Genomic DNA, 19725 nt, shown 5'->3' with positions numbered 1-19725 from the left:
GGCGGCGCACCGCGCGACCGCGGTGGGCCGGCGGCTACCGGAACCAGCCGGTCCAGCTGCCGTTGACGTCGCGGTTGTCGAACCAGTACCGCCCGTCCGTGCCCTTCCCCATCAGCTGGATGAACCCGGAGCTGTTCCACGCGTTGATGGTGACGTCTCCGCTCAGGCGGCCGCCGAGGGAGACCCAGTCGCTCATGACGCCGTACTCCTTCCAGCGGGTCCACACCGCGTGGTCCGTTCCCACGAAGAACGCCTGCTGCCCGTCGTTCCTGAAGAGGACCGACGAGATCTCCACCCCGAACCCGCCCCCGCAGAGTATCCGGCCGCCCCACAACTCGGTCGTCTCGATCGAGGTCGTCGGCTTGTCGCAGTACCGGTTGTACGTCTGCTCCACCTGCCGGATCTCGATGGCGTCGGCGGTTCCCGCCGTTCCGACGACGACGCCTGCCAGCGTGCTGAGGACCACGGCCGCCGAGGCGGCGGCCCTCCCGAGCCGGTTCGCCTTCATCACTGACCTCCGATGCGCACGGTGTCCCGGCTGCCGGACGGCAGCCGGTGCGGGGGCCGGTCGCCCGCGGTCACCCCTTCTCCCCAGCTTCACAGCGCCCTTGACGAGACGTCACTCCCGACCGGCCGGTAACGGCCGGACGCCCCGGCACCACTGCCCCGACGGACACCCCCGGCTGCCCGGACCCACCGCGCCACCGCCGGCCGCCGCGCGCACCCGGCCCTCGGGATCGGCCTCAGGCCGCCGGGACGGTGCGGGCGACCAGGGTGTCGACGAGGGCGGGGAGGTTCTCCGGCCCGAGCACGCCGGGAAGGGTGAGGTGCTCGACGAGCAGGCCGGTCATCGCGAGGTAGAGGACGACGACGGTCTCGCGGTCGCCGGGGAAGCCCTCGTCCAGGTGGTAGGCGATGTTGGCCTCCAGCTCCTCCCGGACGGTGGTGGTGAGCCGGGCCCGCACCTCGGGCCGGCGGGTGGCCTCCAGGCGCAGTTCCAGCATCGCGAGGTAGCCGGAGCGGTCGGCGTCGATGCGGCGCAGCAGGTCGTGCATCAGGGCGGTGACCAGGGCCCGGTCGCGGGGCGCGCGCAGCAGTGCCCCGATGACCGCCGGGTCCGGGGTGAGCCGGTGGTGGATGTGCCGGGCGGTGTGGTCGAGCAGGTCGTCCCGGTTGGCGAAGTAGTTGGACGCGGTGCCGGCCGGCACACCCGCCCGCAGGTCCACGGCACGGAAGGTGAGTCCGCGCGCGCCCTGGTCGGCGAGGACGTCGATCGCCGCGTCGGTGAGCGCAGCACGGCGGGCGGGGTTCTGGGCCATCGCTGAAGCTCCCTCAGGAAATCTCTGGCAACCACTACAGGCGAAGTACTATAACTGTTGTGGTTCATTCACCGGAACGAAGGACACGGATGCGAAAGCTCACCTACTACGTCGGCACCACCCTCGACGGCTTCATCGCCTCCCCGGACGGCGACTACCAGTTCCTCATGCCCTACGTCGCCGGGGAGTTCCTCTCCCACCTGTGCGCGGAGTACCCGGAGACCGTGCCGACCCCCGGGCGGGCCGCGATGGGGATCGCCGACGCGCCCAACAAGCGCTACGACACCGTGCTGATGGGCCGCGCCACCTACGGGGCGGGCCTGGTGGTCGGCCTCACCAACCCCTACGCCCACCTGCGGCAGATCGTCTTCTCCCGCAGCCTGGCCGAGAGCCCCGATCCCGCGGTGGAGGTCACCGCGGCCGACCCGCTGGGCCGGGTGCGGGAGCTCAAGCGCGAGGACGGCCTCGGCCTCTGGCTCTGCGGCGGCGGCGAGCTCGCCGGCCGACTGCTGCCGGAGATCGACGAACTGGTCGTCAAGCAGTCCCCGGTGGCGATCGGCGCCGGAGTGCCGCTGTTCCGCGCGGACTTCGCCCCGCACACGTTCACGCTCGCCGACACCCGCGTCTTCCCCAACGGGGTCATCGTGCGGACCTACGGGCGGACGGGCGCGCCGACGACCGGCTGACGCTCACCACCAGGCAGACGCCCGCGACCACGATCGCCCCGCCCAGCAGGGTGGGGCCGGTCAGCGGCTCGGCCAGCACCAGCCGGCCGAGCAGCACGGCCACCACCGGGTTCACGTAGGCGTAGGTGGCGACCAGCGTCAGCGGCGCGGAGCGCAGCAGCCAGGCGTACGCGGTGAAGGCGACCAGCGAGCCGAACACCACCAGGAAGCCCAGCGCCAGCCAGGAGCGGGTGGAGATGTCGCCGGGGTGCAGGCCGTGCTGCTCCCCGCGGAGCAGCCCGATCAGCGCATTGCCGAGCCCGCCGGCGAGCATCTGGTAGGCGCTGGAGGCCAGGACGTTGCCGGGCATCCGGATGCGCTTGGCCGCGAAGGAGCCGGACGCCCAGGTCAGGGTGCCGCAGAGGATCGCGATCACGCCGGCGGGCGCGATGTCCCCGCCGATCGCGGGGGCGGAGAGCACGGTCAGGCCGACCAGTCCGAGCAGCACCCCGCCCAGCTCGGCCGGCCTCGGCCGGTCGCCGCCCGCCGCCGTCAGCAGCACCATCCACAGCGGCACGGCGGCGACCAGCAGCGCGGCGAGGCCGGAGGGGATCCACGTCTCGCCGAGCACCACCAGCCCGTTGCCGCCGGTCAGCAGCAGTCCGCCGACCAGGGCGGCGGAGCCCAGCTGCCGCAGGTCCACCCGCAGCCCGGCCCGGCCGTGGCGGACGGCCACGAAGCCGGCGAGCAGCAGTCCGGCGGTCAGGAAGCGCGCGGCGGCGGAGAGGAAGGAGGGCATGGTCTCGACCGCGATCCGGATCCCCAGGTACGTCGAACCCCACACCACGTAGACGATGGCGAGCGCCACCCACACGCCCGCCCCGAGCCGGCCGGCGGTGGGCGCGGCCCCCGCCGGCACCGGAGTGCCGGCGGGTGCGGCCGGGGTGCGCTCGGCGCGGGCTGTCATGGGTGTCCCCCTTGGACGGTGCTGGCAGATGCACCCGCCATGACACCGCATCGGCCACCCCCCGCGCCAGTGGGTATCACCGCACGGGCACCGTCGACCGTCGACCGGCCCCCGCCCAGGAGGAACCCCTCGTGCCCGAGCACCCCGCCACCCTGCCCTTCTTCGTCTACGGAACCCTGCTCACCGGGGAGCGCAACCACGCCGCCTTCCTGGCCGGCCGGTGCGCCGGGGTGCGGGCGGCGGTGCTGGAGGGCGCGGCGCTGCACGCGGGGCCCGGTTTCCCGTACGCCGTGCCCGACCCCGCGCCGGGCCGCCGGATCAGCGGCGAACTGGTCACCGTCCGCCCGGAGGCCTACCGGCGGACGCTCGCGGCGCTGGACCGGCTGGAGGACTGCCGGCCGGACGGCCTCGGCACGTACGTGCGCGAGCGGCTCGCCGTCCGTACGGCGGACGGCGCGACGGCGCAGGCCTGGGTGTACCTGGCCGGACCGGCGGTGGCCGCCCGGCTGCGCACGCACCCGGCGCCGATCGCCTCCGGCGACTGGCGCCGGTACGGCCGGGACCACCGCTGAGGGCGCGGGCCCGGCGGACCCGCGCCCCGGTACCGGCCCGTCAGTCCTTGCCGACGCCCTTGGCGACCCGGTCGCCCAGCGCCTTGTCGACATTGCGCCAGTACTGCACGGCCCGCTCCAGCACCGGACCGCTCACCCCGCCCTGGAGGTGGCCGACGATGTTGGAGACCAGCCGGTCGCGCGCCGCGTCGTCCAGCACCTGGCGGACCATGGTGCCCGCCTGCCCCCAGTCGTCGTCCTCGGCGTGCAGCGAGTACGCCTCGCGCACCATGTCGCCCGAGCTCTGCCAGCCGGCCGCCGGGTCGTCGTACGCCTGAGCGTCGGCGGCCGGCCCGCCGTAGGAGTTCGGCGCGTAGGGCGCCGCCGTGCGCGCCGGGTCGAAGCGCATCGGCCCGTCCTTGGCGTAGGAGTGCACCGGCACGTGCGGCCGGTTCGGCGGCAGCTGGGCGTAGTTGGGGCCGATCCGGTACCGGTGGGTGTCCGGGTAGGAGAAGATCCGGCCGAGCAGCATCTTGTCCGGCGAGACGCTGATGCCCGGCACCAGGTTGGCCGGCTCGAAGGCGGCCTGCTCGATGTGGACGAAGTAGTCCTCGGGGTTGCGGTTCAGCGTCAGCGTCCCGACCCGGATCAGCGGGTGGTCGCCGTGCGGCCAGACCTTGGTGAGGTCGAAGGGGTTGAACCGGTAGCCGGGCGCGTCGTCGAACGGCATCACCTGCACGTACAGCGTCCAGGACGGCGCGTTGCCGCCGTCGATGGCCTGCCAGAGGTCCTCGCGGTGCAGGTCCGGGTCCGAGCCGGCCAGCCGGTCGGCGTCCGCCTGGGTGAGGAAGTCGATGCCCTGGTCGGTCTTGAAGTGGTACTTCACCCAGAACCGCTCACCGCTCGCGTTGTACCAGAGGTAGGTGTGCGAGCCGTAGCCGTTCATGTGCCGGTAGGACTTCGGGATGCCGCGGTCGCCCATCAGCCAGGTGACCATGTGCGCGGACTCCGGCGAGAGCGTCCAGAAGTCCCACTGCATGTCGTGGTCGCGCAGGCCGTTGTCCGGGCGGCGCTTCTGGGAGCGGATGAAGTCCTGGAACTTGATGGTGTCGCGGACGAAGAAGACCGGTGTGTTGTTGCCGACCAGGTCGTAGTTGCCGTCCTCGGTGTAGAACTTCAGCGCGAAGCCGCGCGGGTCCCGCCAGGTGTCCGGGCTGCCCTGCTCACCGGCCACGGTCGAGAAGCGGGCCAGCATCTCGGTCCGCTTGCCCGGCTGGAACAGGGTCGCCTTCGTGAACCGGCTGACGTCCTCCGTCGTCTCGAAGACGCCGTACGCGCCGGCCCCCTTGGCGTGCACCACCCGCTCCGGCACCCGCTCCCGGTTGAACTGGGCCATCTTCTCGATCAGGTAGTGGTCGTGGAGCAGGATCGGGCCGTCCCTGCCCACCGTGAGCGAGTTCTCGTCGCTCGGCACCGGGACGCCGGCGTTGTTGGTGGTGTACGGGACCGCTGACTCGGACATGCTGTCCTCCGTTGCGTGCTGAGGTCCCCCCGGAGGTGTTCCCGGCACGACGCTAACCCCGGGCGGGCGGGCCCGCACCCTGGCTGACGGCCCGCCGCGGACCGCCAGGTAGGCTGCCCACGCCCCCGTCCACGACCCGTCCCAGGAGCCCGCCGGTGCCCCAGCAGTCACCCCCGATCACCGTCGTCGGGATCGGGGCCGACGGCTGGCCCGGCCTCGGCGGCGCCGCCCGGGCCGCGCTGCGGGCGGCCGGCGCCGTGCTCGGCGGGCCCCGCCAGCTCGCCCTGCTGCCCGCCGACGAGGTCACCGCCGAACGGGTGCCCTGGCCGTCCCCGCTGCGCCCCGCCGTGGCCGGGCTGCTGGACCGCCACGCCGGCCGCCCGCTCGCCGTGCTGGCCAGCGGCGACCCGATGTTCTACGGCATCGGCCGCACCCTCGCCGAGACCGCCGGAGCCGAACGGCTGCGCGTCCTGCCGCACCCCTCCTCCGTCGCGTACGCCTGCGCCCGGCTCGGCTGGCCGCTGGAGTCCACCGAGGTGGTCAGCCTGGTCGGCCGCCCGCTCGACACCCTGCGGCTCGCCCTGAACCCCGGGCGACGGCTGCTGGTGCTCAGCGCCGGCGCCGACACGCCCGCCGCCGTCGCGGCGCTGCTCACCGCCGCCGGCCACGGCGCCGCCCGGCTGCGCGTCCTCGAACAGCTCGGCGGCCCCGGCGAGCGACGGCTCGACGGCCCCGCCGACGGCTGGCCGCACCCGCCCGGCGACCCGCTGAACGTCATCGCCGTCGAGCTGCCCGCCGACGCCCCCCGCGTCCCCGTCGTCCCCGGGCTGCCCGACGCCGCCTACGAGAGCGACGGCCAGCTGACCAAACGGCACGTGCGCGCCGCCACCCTGGCCACCCTGGCGCCCGTCCCCGGCGAACTGCTCTGGGACGTCGGCGGCGGCTCCGGCTCGATCGCCGTCGAATGGCTGCGCGCCCACCGCGACAACCGGGCCGTCACCGTGGAGCGCGACCCGGTGCGCGCCGAACGGATCACCCGCAACGCCGCCGCGCTCGGCGTGCCCCGGCTGCGGGTGGTCACCGGCGCCGCGCCGGACGCGCTCGGCGGCCTGCCCGCCCCGGACGCGGTGTTCGTCGGCGGCGGGCTCACCGCGCCCGGCCTGCTGGACGCCTGCTGGGCCGCCCTGGCACCCGGCGGCCGGCTGGTCGCCAACACGGTGACCCTGGAGTCGGAGGCGCTGCTCACCACCTGGTACCGGCGGCACGGCGGCGAACTGCTGCGGCTCGCCGTGGCGCACGCCGTGCCGGTCGGCGGCTTCACCGGCTGGCGCCAGGCGATGCCGGTCACCCAGTGGTCCGCCGTCAAGCCCCGCACCCCTCATCAGGAGAACGCCTCGTGACCGTCCACTTCATCGGGGCCGGCCCCGGCGCCGCCGACCTCATCACCCTGCGCGGCCAGCGGATCCTCGCCCGCGCCGAGGTCTGCCTGTACGCCGGCAGCCTGGTGCCGCGCGAGCTGCTGGCCGAGTGCCCGCCCGGCGCCCGGCTGGTCGACACCGCGAACCTCACCCTCGACCAGATCACCGCCGAGCTGGTCCGGGCGCACGCCGCCGGGCAGGACGTCGCCCGGCTGCACTCCGGCGACCCGTCGGTGTTCAGCGCCGTCGCCGAGCAGATGCGCCGGCTGGACGCGGCCGGCGTGCCCTACGAGGTGGTGCCCGGCGTGCCCGCCTTCGCCGCCGCGGCGGCCGCGCTCAAGCGCGAACTGACCGTGCCGACCGTCGGCCAGACCGTGATCCTCACCCGGATCGCCAAGCGCGCCACCCCGATGCCGGAGGGCGAGGACCTCGCCACCCTCGGCCGCAGCGGCGCCCTGCTGGTGCTGCACCTGGCCGCCGGGTACATCGACGACGTGGTCGAGCAGCTGCTCCCGCACTACGGGGCCGACTGCCCGGCCGCCGTGGTGGCGATGGCCAGCCGGCCCGAGGAGCTGGTGCTGCGCGGCACCGTCGGCGACATCGCCGGGCAGGTCAAGGCGGCGGGCGTGGTCCGCACCGCGGTGATCGTCGTCGGGCGGACGCTCGGCGCCGAGCAGTTCCGCGACAGCCACCTCTACTCCGCGGAGCGCGAGCGCCCGCACGAGCCCTGCGGCGCGTGAGCACGTGACGGCGCACGTCCTGCTGCTCGGCGGCACCACCGAGGCACGCGCCCTGGCCGCCGCGCTGGCCGCCGGGCGCCCCGGACTGCGGGTCACCAGCTCGCTCGCCGGGCGGGTCGCCGAGCCCCGGCTTCCCGCCGGGGAGGTGCGGATCGGCGGCTTCGGCGGCCCCGGGGGCCTCGCCGCGTGGCTGCGCGCCGAGCGGGTGGACGCCGTGGTGGACGCCACCCACCCGTTCGCCGCCACGATGTCCCGCAACGCCGCCGAGGCCGCCGCCGCGACCGGTGTGCCGCTGCTCGCCCTGCGCCGCCCCGGCTGGACGCCGGTGCCGGGCGACCGCTGGCACCGCGTCGCCTCGCTGGACGCCGCCGCCGCGCTGCTGCCGTCCCTCGGCCGGCGGGTGCTGCTCACCAGCGGCCGGCAGGGCATCGCCGCCTTCGCCCGCCTCGACGGCCTGCACGTCGTCGCCCGCTCGGTCGACCCGCCCGAGCCGCCGCTGCCGGCCTCGCTGGACGTCCTGCTCGACCGCGGCCCGTTCACCCTGGACGGCGAGCGGGCGGTGCTGCGCGAGCACCGGATCGACGTCGTGGTCACCAAGGACAGCGGCGGCGCGGCCACCGCGCCCAAGCTCACCGCGGCGCGCGAACTCGGCCTGCCCGTCGTCGTCGTGGACCGCCCGCCGGCACCGGCCGGCGTCCCCGTGGCGCCGAGCGTCGAGGCCGCCCTCGACTGGCTCGCCCGCCGGTAATTCCCGCGCCGACCGGACCCGTGCCTGCCACCATGGCCCGATGACCGACGCCTACGACCTCGCCGACGCCGCCCGCACCGAGACCCCGCGCTTCGGCGCCGAACGCGCCACCCTGACCAGCTTCCTGGACCACCAGCGCGACACCTTCGCGATGAAGTGCGCGGGGCTGACCACCGAGCAACTGCGCGCCCGCCCGCTGCTCCCCTCCACGCTCTCCCTGCTCGGCCTGGCCCGCCACCTCGCCGAGATCGAACGCAGCTGGTTCCGCAACACCCTCGCCGACGAGGCCTGCCCCGGCTTCTGGAAGCACCCGGACGGCAGCTTCGCCGACTTCGACGTCGACGACGCCGACCCCGACGAGGCCTTCACCCGCTGGCGCCGCGAGTGCGCCCACGCCAGGGAACTCGTCGCCGCCGCCCCGTCGCTGGACGTGCCCGGGTACCTTCGCCCCTCCGGCGAGCAGAGCTGGTCGCTGCGCTGGATCCTCGTCCACATGATCGAGGAGTACGCCCGCCACAACGGCCACGCCGACCTCCTGCGCGAGCGCCTCGACGGCCGCACCGGCGAATGACCGCCCCGGCCGCCGTGAACGCCGGTGCCCGGCCCCGGAGTTCCGGGGCCGGGCACGGTGGCGGGCGCTTCGGCGGGCACAGCGACGGGCGCTTCGGCGGGCAGAGCGTCGGGCGCTTCGGCGGGCAGAGCGTCGGGCGCGGGGCCGGGCGCCGGCTCAGATGTCGCGGAAGGTCTCGATCTGGGCGCCGACGGAGTTGAGGCGCTCGGCGAGGTCCTCGTAGCCGCGGTTGATGACGTAGACGTTGCGGAGCACCGAGGTGCCCTTGGCGGCGAGCATCGCGAGCAGGATGACGACCGCGGGGCGCAGCGCGGGCGGGCAGACCATCTCGGCGGCGCGCCAGCGGGTGGGGCCCTGGACGAGCACGCGGTGCGGGTCGAGGAGCTTGATGTCCGCGCCGAGCCGGGTGAGTTCGGTGAGGTAGATGGCGCGGTTGTCGTAGACCCAGTCGTGGATCATCGTGGTGCCGTGGGCGGCCGCGGCGATGGCGGCGAAGAACGGCACGTTGTCGATGTTGATGCCGGGGAAGGGCATCGGGTGGATGGTGTCGATCGGCGCGGTGAGCTTGGAGGGGCGCACGGTGAGGTCGACCAGCCGGGTGCGGCCGTTGTGGGCCGGGTACTCGGGGGTGCGGTCGTAGTCGAGGCCCATGCCCTCCAGCACGGCGAGCTCGATCTCCAGGAACTCGATCGGCACCCGGCGGATGGTCAGCTCGGAGGAGGTGACCACGGCGGCGGCCAGCAGGCTCATCGCCTCGACCGGGTCCTCGGCCGGGGTGTAGTCGACGTCGCAGGTGATCTCGGGGACGCCGTGCACGGTGAGGGTGGTGGTGCCGATGCCCTCGATCCGCACGCCCAGCTTCTCCAGGAAGAAGCAGAGGTCCTGGACCATGTAGTTGGGCGAGGCGTTGCGGATGACGCTGACGCCGTCGTGGCGGGCGGCGGCGAGCAGGGCGTTCTCGGTGACGGTGTCGCCGCGCTCGGTCAGCACGATCGGGCGGTCCAGCGGGACGCCGGGCTGGACGGAGGCGTGGTAGGCGCCGCCCGTGGTGGCGACCTCCAGGCCGAACCGGCGCAGCGCGGTGAGGTGCGGCTGCACGGTGCGGGTGCCGAGGTCGCAGCCGCCGGCGTACGGGATGGCGAAGGTGTCGGCGCGGTGCATCAGCGGGCCGAGGAACATCAGCACGCTGCGGGTGCGGCGGGCGGCCTCGACGTCCATGCCGGCGAGGTCGAGCTCGGCGGGCGGGGTGAGTTCGAGGTCGCGGCCGTCGTTGGTCCAGCGGCTCTTGACGCCGATGCTGGTGAGCACTTCGAGGATGCGGTAGACCTCCTCGATGCGGGCGACGCTGCGCAGGGTGGTGCGGCCGGTCGTCAGCAGCGAGGCGCAGAGGATGGCCACGCAGGCGTTCTTGCTGCTGCGGACGTCGATCGCGCCGGAGAGGGTGGTGCCACCGGCGACCCTCAGGTGCATCGGGCCGGCGTAGCCGAGGGAGACGATCTCGCTGTCGAGCGCTTCGCCGATGCGGGCGATCATCTCAAGGCTGACGTTCTGCTTGCCCTGTTCGATGCGGTTGACCGCGCTCTGGCTGGTGCCGAGGGCGTCGCCGAGCTGGGCCTGGGACCAGCCGCGGTGCTGACGCGCGGTACGGATGAGGGTGCCGATACGGGTGAGGTAGTCGCCTGTCACTCGCCAGACCATATCTCATGGCTGAGATAGCGCCAGAACCGACCCCGGGCGTGGCGCGACTTTTGTCCGTTTCTCACCCCGTATGTGCGTCAGATCTTCACATCACGGCGATGTTCCGGGGACACGCCCGGGACGAAAGCCGGGCCGCGGCCGCGGGCCGCTCACGGCCCCAGCGGCTCCGCCCGGCCGACGATCGTGCCGGCCCGGTCGATGCAGATGACGTCCACCACGACCGGCGAGCCGACCAGCACCCCGAGCGCGGTGGCCCGCGCCGCCTCGGCCACCAGGTCGCCCAGCGGCACCCCGGCCGCCCGGCAGAGCTGGATCGCCTCCAGCGCGGTGTTGGCCGCGGCGACCGCCGCCGTCAGCTCCTCGTCCGCGCCGCCCTCGCGGGCCAGCCGGGCCAACTGGCCCTTGTCCACCTGGGAGCGCGCCGAGTGCAGGTCGAGGTGGCCGGCGGCGAGCTTGGAGAGCTTGGCGAAACCGCCGGCGATGGTCAGCCGCGGCACCGGGTGGCGCTTGAGGTACTTGAGCACCGCGCCCGCGAAGTCGCCCATGTCGAGCAGCGCGTCCTCGGGCAGGCCGTGCACGGCGACGGCCACCTTCTCCGAGGTCGAGCCGGTGCAGCCGGCCACGTGGGTGCGCCCGGCGGCCCGCGCCACGTCCACCCCGCGCCGGATCGAGTCGATCCACGCGGAGCAGGAGTAGGGGACGACCACACCGGTGGTGCCGAGGATGGAGAGGCCGCCGAGGATCCCGAGCCGGGGGTTCCAGGTGGAGCGGGCGATCTCCTCGCCGTGGTCGACGGAGAGCTCCACCACCACGTCCCCGCTGCCCCCGTACGCGGCCGCCACCTCGGCGACCACCTCCCGGATCAGCTGCCGGGGCACCGGGTTGACGGCCGGCTCGCCGACCGGCAGCGGCAGCCCGGGCTTGGTGACGGTGCCCACCCCGGGCCCGGCCCGGAACACCACGCCCGCACCGGGCTCCCCCGCCCACACCGTGGCCCGCACCAGCGCGCCGTGGGTCACGTCGGGGTCGTCCCCGGCGTCCTTCACCACCCCGGCCATCGCCCGCCGCCCCGCCGCCCCCTCGGTGATCCCCTCGGTGATCCCCTCCACCGCGAGCGCGAACGCCGGCCGCTGCCCCTTCGGCAGCACGATCTCCACCGGGTCCGGGAACACCCCCGTCAGCAGCGCCCGGTACGCCGCCTTGGTCGCCGCCGTGGCACACGCCCCGGTCGTCCAGCCGTGCCGCAGCCCACTGCTCCTCAGCTGCCCGGCCCGCCCACCGACCTCACCCATGCCGCACCGCTCCCTGACTCCGACTACCGATCGAGACCCTACGACCCCCGGCCCACCCCCACCGCTCCGGGGCAAAGGGCGATTGTGTACACCTGGCACACTTCGTACACTCGGGGCATGAGCGAGCAGCCTGTGCAGACCGTATCCATCCGCGAGGCCCGTGAGCATCTCGCCGACGTCGTCGACCGCGCCGAACGCGACGAGCCCACCGTGATCACCCGGAGGGGCCGGGAAGTGGCCGCCGTCGTCCCGATAGAGCTGCTGCGCGAGTACCGGCGGTGGGAGGAGCAGGAGCTGGTGCGCCTCATCGAGGAGCGCCGCGACGAACCGACGTACTCGCTGGACGAGGTCATGGCCGAGACCCTGGCCAGGCCCGAGTGAAGTACCACACCCGCTTCACCGAGTCCGCGCGCGGCGAGCTCCGCAAGCTGCCCCGCGCGACCGCCGTTCTGATCCTGCGCAAGCTGGCCGAGTTGGAGCGCGACCCCTACGGCTTCCACACCACCGCACTCGTCGGCTCACCCGAACACCGCCGTCTGCGGGTGGGAGACCACCGGGTCGTCTACACCGTGGACGGCGGCCGGCTGCTGATCCTGGTCGTGCGGGTCGGCCACCGCTCGGGGATCTACCGCGACTGATCCGGGTGCCGGTGCGGAAGGCCGGGGGGCCTTCCGCACCGGGTGGTCAGGCCTCCGGGTAGCGGCGGGGCGTCCAGGTGACGTCGGGGTGGGGGGCGCGGGTGACGTGCTGGGTCTGGGAGGAGCCGACGAGGAGGATGGTGCGCATGTCGACCTCGGCGGGGTCGAGGTCGGCGAGGCGGACGGTGCGCACGCGTTCGGTGGGGCCGCCGACGTCGCGGGCCATCACCACCGGCGTGTCGGGGGCCCGGTACTCCAGGAGCAGGTCACGGGCGCGGCCGACCTGGGTGGTGCGGGACTTGGAGCCCGGGTTGTAGAGGGCGAGCACGAGGTCCGCCCCGGCCGCGGCGCGCAGGCGCGCGGCGACGACCTCCCAGGGCTTGAGGCGGTCGGAGAGCGAGACCACCGCGTAGTCGTGGCCGAGCGGGGCGCCGGCCCGGGAGGCGGCCGCGTGGGCGGCGGTCATGCCGGGCACGATCCGCACCGGGACCTCCCGGTACTCCTCCTCGCAGGCGACCTCCAGGACGGCGGTGGCCATCGCGAAGACGCCCGGGTCGCCGGAGGAGACCACCACCACCCGGTGGCCGCGGCGGGCCAGGTCGAGGGCGAACTCGGCGCGCTCGGACTCCACCTTGTTGTCGGAGCCGTGCCGCGCCTGGCCCGGGCGCACCGGCACCCGGTCCAGGTAGGTGGTGTAGCCGACCAGGTCGGTGGCGGCGGCCAGCGCGCCGCGCGCCTCGGGGGTGAGCCAGAGCGGGCCGGCCGGACCGGTGCCGACGACGGTGACGCTGCCCGGCCCGCCCAGGTCGGGCGCCGGGGGCTCCAGCGGGGCGACCTTGCTGGGCAGCACGGCCACCGAGAAGTACGGGACGCCCTCGGGGTCGACCGAGGCCAGCGGCGCCGTCCGCTCGCCCGCCATGAACGCCCGCTCGACGTACTGGGCGTCGGCCAGCCGGCCGGCCCGCTCCAGGGCGCGGCGCACGGTCGGGAAGGTGCGGCCGAGCTTCATGACGACGGCGGAGTCGGCGGCGGCCAGCCGCGCGGTCAGCTCCTCCTCGGGCAGCGTGCCGGGGATGACGGTGAGCGTCTCCTCGGCCTCGGTGAGCGGCTGCCCGAGCCGGGCCGCGGCGGCGCTGACCGAGGTGACGCCGGGCACCACCTCGGTCGGGTAGCGGTGCGCCAGGCGCTTGTGCATGTGCTGGTAGGAGCCGTAGAAGAACGGGTCGCCCTCGGCGAGCACCACGACGTCGCGGCCGGCGTCCAGGTGGGCGGCCAGCCGGGCGGCGGCCTCCTCGTAGAAGTCGTCCAGCGCGCCCCGGTAGCCGCCGGGGTGGTCGGTGGTCTCGACGGTGACCGGGTAGACCAGCGGCTCCTCGATCTGATCGCCCGTCAGGTAGCGCTCGGCGATGGACCGGGCGATGGACCGGCCGTGCCGGGCGCTGTGGTACGCCACCACGTCGGCCCTGCCGATGAGCTCGGCGGCGCGGACGGTCACCAGGGAGGGGTCGCCGGGGCCGAGACCCACGCCGTAGAGCCGGCCGGTGGCCCGGGTCTGGTGCCGGCCGTTCTGCTGATGCTCCGTCATTCTTCCTCGCTCGCAATCGCGTTGATCGCGGCGGCGGCCATCGCACTACCGCCGCGCCGGCCGCGGACCACCAGGTGCTCCAGGCCGGCCGGGTGCACGGCGAGCGCCTCCTTGGACTCGGCCGCGCCGATGAAGCCGACCGGCACGCCGATCACCGCGGCCGGGCGCGGGGCGCCGGCCTCGATCAGCTCCAGCAGGCGGAAGAGCGAGGTCGGCGCGTTGCCGACGGCGACCACGGCGCCCTCCAGGCGGGGCAGCCACAGCTCCATCGCGGCGGCGCTGCGGGTGTTGCCCATCGCCCGGGCCAGCTCGGGCACCGACGGGTCGGTGAGGGTGCAGATCACCTCGTTGTCCGCGGGCAGCCGCTTGCGGGTGACGCCGCTGGCGACCATGTTGACGTCGCACAGGATCGGCGCACCGGCGTGCAGGGCGGCGCGCGCGGAGGCGACCACGCCGGGCGAGTACACCAGGTCCTCGACCAGGTCGACCATGCCGCAGGCGTGGATCATCCGCACCGCGACCTGGGCGACGTCCGCGGGCAGCGCGGCGAGGTCGGCCTCGGCCCTGATGGTGGCAAAGGACTGGCGGTAGATGGACGCGCCGTCCTTCTCGTACTCGATCACGTGGTGGTCCTCCGGGCCGCGGCGACCGCCGCGGCCATCTCCTCGTTCGTCACTTCCACGGCGGTGCTCCGCCCCGGCGGCCCGCCTTCGACCGCCACCCGGTACCCCTGCCCGGTCGCCAGCACGTCCACCCGGCGTCCGGCCGGGTGGCCGCAGCGGCGCTCGCAGCCCGACCAGTGCACCGGCAGGCCGCCGGCGCCGCCGGGCGTGCCGTCCAGTGCCCGGGCGGCGTCGGCCCGGACGTCGGCCAGGGACTTCGCGCAGCCCGGCAGCCCGGTGCAGGCGCTCGCGCCGTCCCAGGCCGTCCCGGCCGCGGTCCGGAAACCGGCCGCCGCGAGCCGCGCCAGCCGCCCGGCGGGCACGCCGGGCAGCACCGCGCCGCGCCACGGGGTGAGCCGCAGCTCGCCCTCGGCGGCCTCGGCCAGGATCCGCCACTGCCCGGCCGTGGCCAGGCCGAAACGCAGCCCGACGTGCAGGCCGCCCCCGGGCAGGGCGCCCAGCGGCGGGCGGGTCCCGGGCAGCACCGGCATCGGCAGCGGCCCGGGCGGCAGCAGGTCGGGCACCTCACGCAGGTGCCAGGCCCGCACCCCGGCGGCCTGCTGCGCCTCCAGGAACTCCCGGGCGGCCTCCAGGGCCGCGCACGGCGCCTGGCCGGCGGGCACCGGCCGCACGGTGGCGGCCCGGCCGAGGCGCAGCAGGGCGGTGCCGTCCGGGCCTGCGATCAATGTCACATCGGCGTCCAGCGCGGCGACGTCGCCGCTGCCGTCGTCCAGGGCGAACAGGAACTTGCCGGACAGGGCGGCCGCCCAGGGGCTGGCGCACAGGGCGAGGTCGAGCGAGCGCGCCCAGGCGCGCACGTCACCGAGGCCGGTGGCGGGGCCGGGCGAGGCGACGATGTTGCGGACCCGCTCGTGGGTGTCGGAGGGCAGCAGACCGGCGGCGCGCAGCCGCCCGCCGAGTTCGCCGCCGCAGTCCGAAGCCAGGCCGCGCAGCTGGACGTTGCCGCGCGAGGTGATCTCCAGCCGGCCGTCGCCGAGTTCCTCCGCCGCACCGGCCAGCGTGAGGGCCTGAGCGGACGTCAGCAGTCCGCCGGGCAGCCGTACCCGGGCCAGGGCGCCGTCGTCGGCGGTGTGCAGACGAAGGGCCCCCGGGCAGGCGTCCGCCCGCGCCCGGTCGGGCACGGCGGCGCCCGGCGCGGCGGCGTCGGGTTCGGGAGACATGGCGGCGAGCATACAGATGATCCGATGGGTTGCCGCCGTACCGTCGCTCACACCTCCGGCCCCGCCCGGCGCCCCCGTCACCTGCACTCCCCCGGTGCGGCCGCACCCCGTACGATGCTCGCGGACGGTCCCCGCGGACCGTCCGACGCCAGCGACGGCGCAGGGGAGGAAACCGGTGCGAACCCGGTGCGGTCCCGCCACTGTGACCGCGGTTCACCGGGCCTCCCGGTGGAGCGCGGGAGCCAGGAACTCCTGCCGTCCTCCACCGGCCCGGGGCGCGGACCCCGAGGAAGGCTTGAACGCCATGCGCCGCCGCATGCCCGCGACCCCGCAGTCGCCCGTGCCCACGCCCCTGCTCGCGCCCGTGCCCGCAGGCACTCGCCCGCCCGCCTCCGGGCGCTCGAACCCGCCGTTGACGCTCCTCGCTCCGGCGCTCCGTCCTTCGTCAGTCGCTTGTCACTCGTCACTTTCAACGCCGGCGCGCCCTTCGGCTCGGGGCGGCTCCGAGGCCGGGAGGGCCTTCGCATGATTCTGCTGCTGTCGACGTCCGACACCGACCTGCTGAGCGCCCGCGCCTCCGAGGGGCCGGTCCGCTACCGCCTCGGCAACCCCGCCCGGCTGGCGCCCGCGGAACTGCCCGCCCTGCTGGAGGGCACCGACCTGGTCGTGGTCCGTCTGCTCGGCGGCCGCCGGGCCTGGCAGGAGGGCCTGGACGCGCTGCTCGCCGGCCCCCGCCCGGTGGTCGTGCTGACCGGCGAACAGGCCCCCGACGCCCAGCTGATGGAGCTGTCCACCGTCCCCGCCGGCATCGCCGCCGAGGCGCACGCCTACCTGGCGCACGGCGGCGCGGCCAACCTCGCCGAGCTCGCCGCGTTCCTCTCCGACACCGTGCTGCTCACCGGCCACGGCTTCGCCCCGCCCGCCTCCGCCCCGGCCTGGGGCCCGCTGGAGCGCACGGCCCGCACGGACGACGGCCCGACCGTCGCGGTGCTCTACTACCGCGCCCACCACATGAGCGGCAACACCGCGTTCGTGGAGACCCTCTGCCGGGCGATCGAGGACAAGGGCGCGCAGGCCCGCGCGTACTACTGCGCCTCGCTGCGCGGCGCCGAGCCGGAGCTGCTGGCCGCCCTCGGCGGGGCCGACGCGATCGTCACCACCGTGCTCGCCGCCGGCGGCACCCGCCCGGCCGACGCACAGGCCGGCGGCGACGAGGAGGCCTGGGACGCCGGCGCGCTGGCCGCGCTGGACCGGCCGATCCTCCAGGCGCTCTGCCTGACCTGGTCGCGCGCCCAGTGGGAGGCCAGCGACGACGGCCTGTCCCCGCTGGACACCGCCACCCAGATCGCGGTGCCGGAGTTCGACGGCCGGCTGATCACCGTCCCGTTCTCCTTCAAGGAGCTGGACGAGGACGGCCTGACCGTCTACGCCGCCGACGAGGAGCGCGCCGCCCGGGTCGCCGGCGTCGCCGTCGCGCACGCCCGGCTGCGGCACGTCCCGGCCGCCGAGCGCCGGCTCGCCCTGGTGCTGTCCGCGTACCCGACCAAGCACGCCCGGGTCGGCAACGCCGTCGGCCTGGACACCCCGGCGAGCGCGGTGCGGCTGCTGACCGCGCTGCGCGCGGAGGGCATGGACCTCGGCAGCGGCCTGCCGGGCCTGGACACCGCCGGCGAGCACCAGCACGAGGGCGACGCGCTGATCCACGCGCTGATCGCGGCCGGCGGCTACGACCAGGACTGGCTGACCGAGGACCAGCTCGCCCGCAACCCGGTGCGCATCCCCGCCGCCGACTACCGCCGCTGGTACGCCACCCTGCCCGAGGGCCTGCGCACCCGGGTCGAGGAGCACTGGGGCCCGGCCCCCGGCGAGCTGTACGTCGACCGCTCGCAGAACCCGGACGGCGACATCGTGCTCGCCGCGATCCGCTCCGGGAACCTGCTGGTGCTCATCCAGCCGCCGCGCGGCTTCGGCGAGAACCCCGTCGCGATCTACCACGACCCGGACCTCCCGCCGTCCCACCACTACCTGGCCGCCTACCGCTGGATCGCCGCCGCCGAGGCCGACGGCGGCTTCGGCGCGCACGCCGTGGTCCACCTCGGCAAGCACGGCAACCTGGAGTGGCTGCCCGGCAAGACCGCCGCGCTGTCCGCCGACTGCGGCCCCGACGCGGTGCTCGGCGACCTGCCGCTGGTCTACCCGTTCCTGGTCAACGACCCCGGCGAGGGCACCCAGGCCAAGCGCCGCGCCCACGCCACCCTGGTCGACCACCTGGTGCCGCCGATGGCCCGCGCCGACTCCTACGGCGACATCGCCCGCCTGGAGCAGCTGCTCGACGAACACTCCAACATCGCCGCGATGGACCCGGCCAAGCTGCCCGCGATCCGCGCCCAGATCTGGACCCTGATCCAGGCCGCCAAGCTGGACCACGACCTCGGCCTGGAGGAGCGCCCCGAGGACGACGGCTTCGACGACTTCCTGCTGCACGTCGACGGCTGGCTCTGCGAGGTCAAGGACGCCCAGATCCGCGACGGCCTGCACGTCCTCGGCCAGGCGCCGGCCGGCACCGACCGGGTCAACATCGTGCTCGCCATCCTGCGCGCCCGGCAGATCTGGGGCGGCGTCAGCGCGCTGCCCGGCCTGCGCGAGGCGCTCGGCCTGGACGAGGCCGCGCTCACCCTCGGCGCCACCGACGCGGCCGAGGCGAAGGCCCGCGAGCTGGTCGAGGCGATGGAGGCGGCCGACTGGGCGCCCGAGGCCGCCGGGAAGGTCGCCGACGGCCTGCCGGACGCGGTGCGCGAGGTGCTGGAGTTCGCCGCCGTCCAGGTGGTGCCGCGGCTGGCCGCCACCACCGACGAGCTGGACGCCGTGCTGCACGCGCTGCGCGGCGGCTTCGTCCCGGCCGGCCCGTCCGGCTCCCCGCTGCGCGGGCTGGTCAACGTGCTGCCGACCGGCCGCAACTTCTACTCCGTCGACCCCAAGGCGGTGCCCAGCAAGCTCGCCTGGGAGACCGGGCAGGCGCTGGCCGCCTCGCTGGTCGAGCGCTACCGGGCCGACAACGACGGCGCCTACCCGCCGTCGGTGGGCCTGTCGCTCTGGGGCACCAGTGCGATGCGCACCGCCGGCGACGACATCGCCGAGGCGTTCGCGCTGCTCGGCGTGCGCCCGGTCTGGGACGACGCCTCGCGCCGGGTCACCGGCCTGGAGGCGGTGTCCCCGGAGGAGCTGGGGCGCCCGCGCATCGACGTCACGCTGCGCATCTCCGGCTTCTTCCGGGACGCCTTCCCGCACGTCGTCGCCCTGCTGGACGACGCGGTGCGCCTGGCCGCCGCCCAGGAGGAGGACGACGCCGACAACTACGTGCGCGCCCACGTGCGGGCCGACCTCGCCGTGCACGGCGACGAGCGCAAGGCCACCGTGCGCGTCTTCGGCTCCCGCCCCGGCACCTACGGCGCGGGTCTGCTCCAGCTGATCGACAGCCGCGACTGGCGCACCGACGCCGACCTCGCCGAGGTGTACACGGTCTGGGGCGGCTACGCCTACGGGCGCGGGCTGGACGGCCGGCCGGCCCGCGAGGAGATGGAGACCGCGTACAAGCGGATCACCGTCGCCGCGAAGAACACCGACACCCGCGAGCACGACATCGCCGACTCGGACGACTACTTCCAGTACCACGGCGGCATGGTGGCCACCGTGCGCGCGCTCGCCGGCAAGGCGCCGACCGCCTACATCGGCGACTCGACCCGCCCGGAGACGGTCCGCACCCGCACCCTGACCGAGGAGGCGGCCCGGGTCTTCCGCGCCCGGGTGGTCAACCCGCGCTGGATCGAGGCGATGCGCCGGCACGGCTACAAGGGCGCCTTCGAGATGGCCGCGACCGTCGACTACCTTTTCGGCTACGACGCCACCACCGGGGTGGTCGCGGACTGGATGTACGAGAAGCTCACCCAGGAGTACGTGCTGGACCCGGTCAACCGGGAGTTCCTGGCCGGCGCCAACCCGTGGGCGCTGCACGGGATCAGCGAGCGGCTTTTGGAGGCGGCGAGCCGGGGGCTGTGGGAGCGGCCGGATCCGGAGCTGATCGAGCAGCTCCAGGCGGCGTTCCTGGAGACCGAGGGCGACCTGGAGGGCGACGAGGGCTGACCCGCCGTCGGCCGTTGGGCCGTCCGGG

General features: G+C 75.0%; 18 protein-coding genes and 1 riboswitch. Of the genes, 9 read left to right on the top strand and 9 right to left on the bottom strand.

Annotation, left to right across the window (positions count from 1 at the left end):
- Positions 1-34 precede the first annotated feature (34 nt).
- Entirely contained in the window at positions 35-508 is a 474-nt protein-coding gene (locus ACFXAM_RS04405) for a hypothetical protein (RefSeq protein WP_380287486.1), read from the bottom strand.
- 235 nt (positions 509-743) lie between these two features.
- Complete coding sequence (locus ACFXAM_RS04400; RefSeq protein ID WP_380287485.1) at positions 744-1319, bottom strand: TetR/AcrR family transcriptional regulator; 576 nt, start codon at positions 1317-1319, stop codon at positions 744-746.
- Positions 1320-1408: 89 nt separating this feature from the next.
- Here ACFXAM_RS04400 and ACFXAM_RS04395 point away from each other — a divergent pair, with 89 nt between their 5' ends.
- Positions 1409-2005 (top strand): dihydrofolate reductase family protein, encoded by a 597-nt coding sequence (locus ACFXAM_RS04395; protein WP_380287484.1) that lies wholly within the window; start codon positions 1409-1411, stop codon positions 2003-2005.
- Here the strand turns inward: ACFXAM_RS04395 and ACFXAM_RS04390 are convergent.
- Entirely contained in the window at positions 1959-2951 is a 993-nt protein-coding gene (locus tag ACFXAM_RS04390) for an EamA family transporter (RefSeq protein ID WP_380287483.1), read from the bottom strand. The genes ACFXAM_RS04395 and ACFXAM_RS04390 overlap by 47 nt on opposite strands.
- A 131-nt stretch (positions 2952-3082) precedes the next feature.
- Here ACFXAM_RS04390 and ACFXAM_RS04385 point away from each other — a divergent pair, with 131 nt between their 5' ends.
- Positions 3083-3523 (top strand): gamma-glutamylcyclotransferase family protein, encoded by a 441-nt coding sequence (locus tag ACFXAM_RS04385; protein WP_380287482.1) that lies wholly within the window; start codon positions 3083-3085, stop codon positions 3521-3523.
- A gap of 40 nt (positions 3524-3563) precedes the next feature.
- Here the strand turns inward: ACFXAM_RS04385 and ACFXAM_RS04380 are convergent, their stop codons facing one another.
- Positions 3564-5024: a catalase gene (locus tag ACFXAM_RS04380; RefSeq protein WP_380287481.1), complete on the bottom strand. Its 1461-nt coding sequence runs from the start codon at positions 5022-5024 to the stop codon at positions 3564-3566.
- A gap of 155 nt (positions 5025-5179) precedes the next feature.
- Between ACFXAM_RS04380 and cbiE the strand changes: the two genes are divergently transcribed.
- From cbiE to ACFXAM_RS04360, 4 genes are read left to right on the top strand one after another with little or no spacing between them, the layout of a single operon-like run.
- On the top strand, positions 5180-6424 hold the full coding sequence (gene cbiE / locus ACFXAM_RS04375) for a precorrin-6y C5,15-methyltransferase (decarboxylating) subunit CbiE (protein ID WP_380287480.1): 1245 nt from the start codon (positions 5180-5182) through the stop codon (positions 6422-6424).
- Positions 6421-7182, top strand: a complete 762-nt coding sequence (gene cobM / locus ACFXAM_RS04370; protein WP_380287479.1) for a precorrin-4 C(11)-methyltransferase — start codon at positions 6421-6423, stop codon at positions 7180-7182. The genes cbiE and cobM overlap by 4 nt, the downstream gene beginning before the upstream one ends.
- Positions 7183-7186: 4 nt before the next feature.
- On the top strand, positions 7187-7930 hold the full coding sequence (locus tag ACFXAM_RS04365; RefSeq protein WP_380287478.1) for a cobalt-precorrin-6A reductase: 744 nt from the start codon (positions 7187-7189) through the stop codon (positions 7928-7930).
- 40 nt (positions 7931-7970) lie between these two features.
- Entirely contained in the window at positions 7971-8501 is a 531-nt protein-coding gene (locus tag ACFXAM_RS04360) for a DinB family protein (RefSeq protein ID WP_380287477.1), read from the top strand.
- Positions 8502-8657: 156 nt separating this feature from the next.
- Here ACFXAM_RS04360 and ACFXAM_RS04355 read toward each other — a convergent pair whose 3' ends face one another.
- Together ACFXAM_RS04355 and ACFXAM_RS04350 are read right to left on the bottom strand one after the other, a co-directional pair.
- Positions 8658-10187, bottom strand: a complete 1530-nt coding sequence (locus ACFXAM_RS04355) for a UDP-N-acetylglucosamine 1-carboxyvinyltransferase (RefSeq protein ID WP_380287476.1) — start codon at positions 10185-10187, stop codon at positions 8658-8660.
- Between the two features lie 161 nt (positions 10188-10348).
- Positions 10349-11491 (bottom strand): cobalt-precorrin-5B (C(1))-methyltransferase, encoded by a 1143-nt coding sequence (locus ACFXAM_RS04350; protein WP_380287475.1) that lies wholly within the window; start codon positions 11489-11491, stop codon positions 10349-10351.
- A gap of 117 nt (positions 11492-11608) precedes the next feature.
- Between ACFXAM_RS04350 and ACFXAM_RS04345 the strand changes: the two genes are divergently transcribed.
- Together ACFXAM_RS04345 and ACFXAM_RS04340 are read left to right on the top strand one after the other, a co-directional pair.
- The gene (locus ACFXAM_RS04345; RefSeq protein ID WP_380287474.1) at positions 11609-11872 is read left to right on the top strand and encodes a type II toxin-antitoxin system Phd/YefM family antitoxin; all 264 of its coding nucleotides are present in this window, start codon (positions 11609-11611) and stop codon (positions 11870-11872) included.
- Complete coding sequence (locus ACFXAM_RS04340; RefSeq protein WP_380287473.1) at positions 11869-12129, top strand: type II toxin-antitoxin system RelE/ParE family toxin; 261 nt, start codon at positions 11869-11871, stop codon at positions 12127-12129. The genes ACFXAM_RS04345 and ACFXAM_RS04340 overlap by 4 nt, the downstream gene beginning before the upstream one ends.
- A 46-nt stretch (positions 12130-12175) precedes the next feature.
- Here the strand turns inward: ACFXAM_RS04340 and ACFXAM_RS04335 are convergent, their stop codons facing one another.
- The 3 genes from ACFXAM_RS04335 to ACFXAM_RS04325 are packed head-to-tail and all read right to left on the bottom strand — an operon-like array spanning position 12176 to position 15569.
- On the bottom strand, positions 12176-13714 hold the full coding sequence (locus ACFXAM_RS04335) for a precorrin-2 C(20)-methyltransferase (protein ID WP_380287472.1): 1539 nt from the start codon (positions 13712-13714) through the stop codon (positions 12176-12178).
- Positions 13711-14337, bottom strand: coding sequence for a precorrin-8X methylmutase (locus ACFXAM_RS04330; protein ID WP_380287471.1), 627 nt, complete (start codon positions 14335-14337; stop codon positions 13711-13713). The genes ACFXAM_RS04335 and ACFXAM_RS04330 overlap by 4 nt, the downstream gene beginning before the upstream one ends.
- Positions 14334-15569 (bottom strand): hypothetical protein, encoded by a 1236-nt coding sequence (locus ACFXAM_RS04325; protein WP_380287470.1) that lies wholly within the window; start codon positions 15567-15569, stop codon positions 14334-14336. Before ACFXAM_RS04325 ends, ACFXAM_RS04330 begins: the two co-directional genes overlap by 4 nt.
- Positions 15570-15722: 153 nt before the next feature.
- Positions 15723-15809, top strand: a riboswitch (cobalamin riboswitch).
- A 273-nt stretch (positions 15810-16082) separates the two neighbouring features.
- Between ACFXAM_RS04325 and cobN the strand changes: the two genes are divergently transcribed.
- A complete protein-coding gene (gene cobN / locus ACFXAM_RS04320) occupies positions 16083-19697 on the top strand; it encodes a cobaltochelatase subunit CobN (RefSeq protein ID WP_380287469.1) in 3615 nt (1204 codons plus the stop codon).
- The last annotated feature ends 28 nt before the right edge of the window (positions 19698-19725 follow it).

This window comes from Kitasatospora sp. NPDC059462 (genome assembly GCF_042749955.1).
Taxonomy (GTDB): domain Bacteria; phylum Actinomycetota; class Actinomycetes; order Streptomycetales; family Streptomycetaceae; genus Kitasatospora.
The sequence above is the reverse complement of the archived record's forward strand: the minus strand, read 5'-3'. Positions and strand labels throughout refer to the sequence as shown.

Coding starts and splice junctions, on each gene's coding strand:
- ACFXAM_RS04350 (WP_380287475.1), bottom strand. CDS start 11,491: ATGGGTGAGGTCGGTGGGCGGGCCGGGCAGCTGAGGAGCAGTGGGCTG.
- ACFXAM_RS04360 (WP_380287477.1), top strand. CDS start 7,971: ATGACCGACGCCTACGACCTCGCCGACGCCGCCCGCACCGAGACCCCG.
- ACFXAM_RS04390 (WP_380287483.1), bottom strand. CDS start 2,951: ATGACAGCCCGCGCCGAGCGCACCCCGGCCGCACCCGCCGGCACTCCG.
- ACFXAM_RS04405 (WP_380287486.1), bottom strand. CDS start 508: ATGAAGGCGAACCGGCTCGGGAGGGCCGCCGCCTCGGCGGCCGTGGTC.
- ACFXAM_RS04400 (WP_380287485.1), bottom strand. CDS start 1,319: ATGGCCCAGAACCCCGCCCGCCGTGCTGCGCTCACCGACGCGGCGATC.
- ACFXAM_RS04325 (WP_380287470.1), bottom strand. CDS start 15,569: ATGCTCGCCGCCATGTCTCCCGAACCCGACGCCGCCGCGCCGGGCGCC.
- ACFXAM_RS04380 (WP_380287481.1), bottom strand. CDS start 5,024: ATGTCCGAGTCAGCGGTCCCGTACACCACCAACAACGCCGGCGTCCCG.
- ACFXAM_RS04345 (WP_380287474.1), top strand. CDS start 11,609: ATGAGCGAGCAGCCTGTGCAGACCGTATCCATCCGCGAGGCCCGTGAG.
- cobN (WP_380287469.1), top strand. CDS start 16,083: ATGATTCTGCTGCTGTCGACGTCCGACACCGACCTGCTGAGCGCCCGC.
- ACFXAM_RS04395 (WP_380287484.1), top strand. CDS start 1,409: ATGCGAAAGCTCACCTACTACGTCGGCACCACCCTCGACGGCTTCATC.
- ACFXAM_RS04335 (WP_380287472.1), bottom strand. CDS start 13,714: ATGACGGAGCATCAGCAGAACGGCCGGCACCAGACCCGGGCCACCGGC.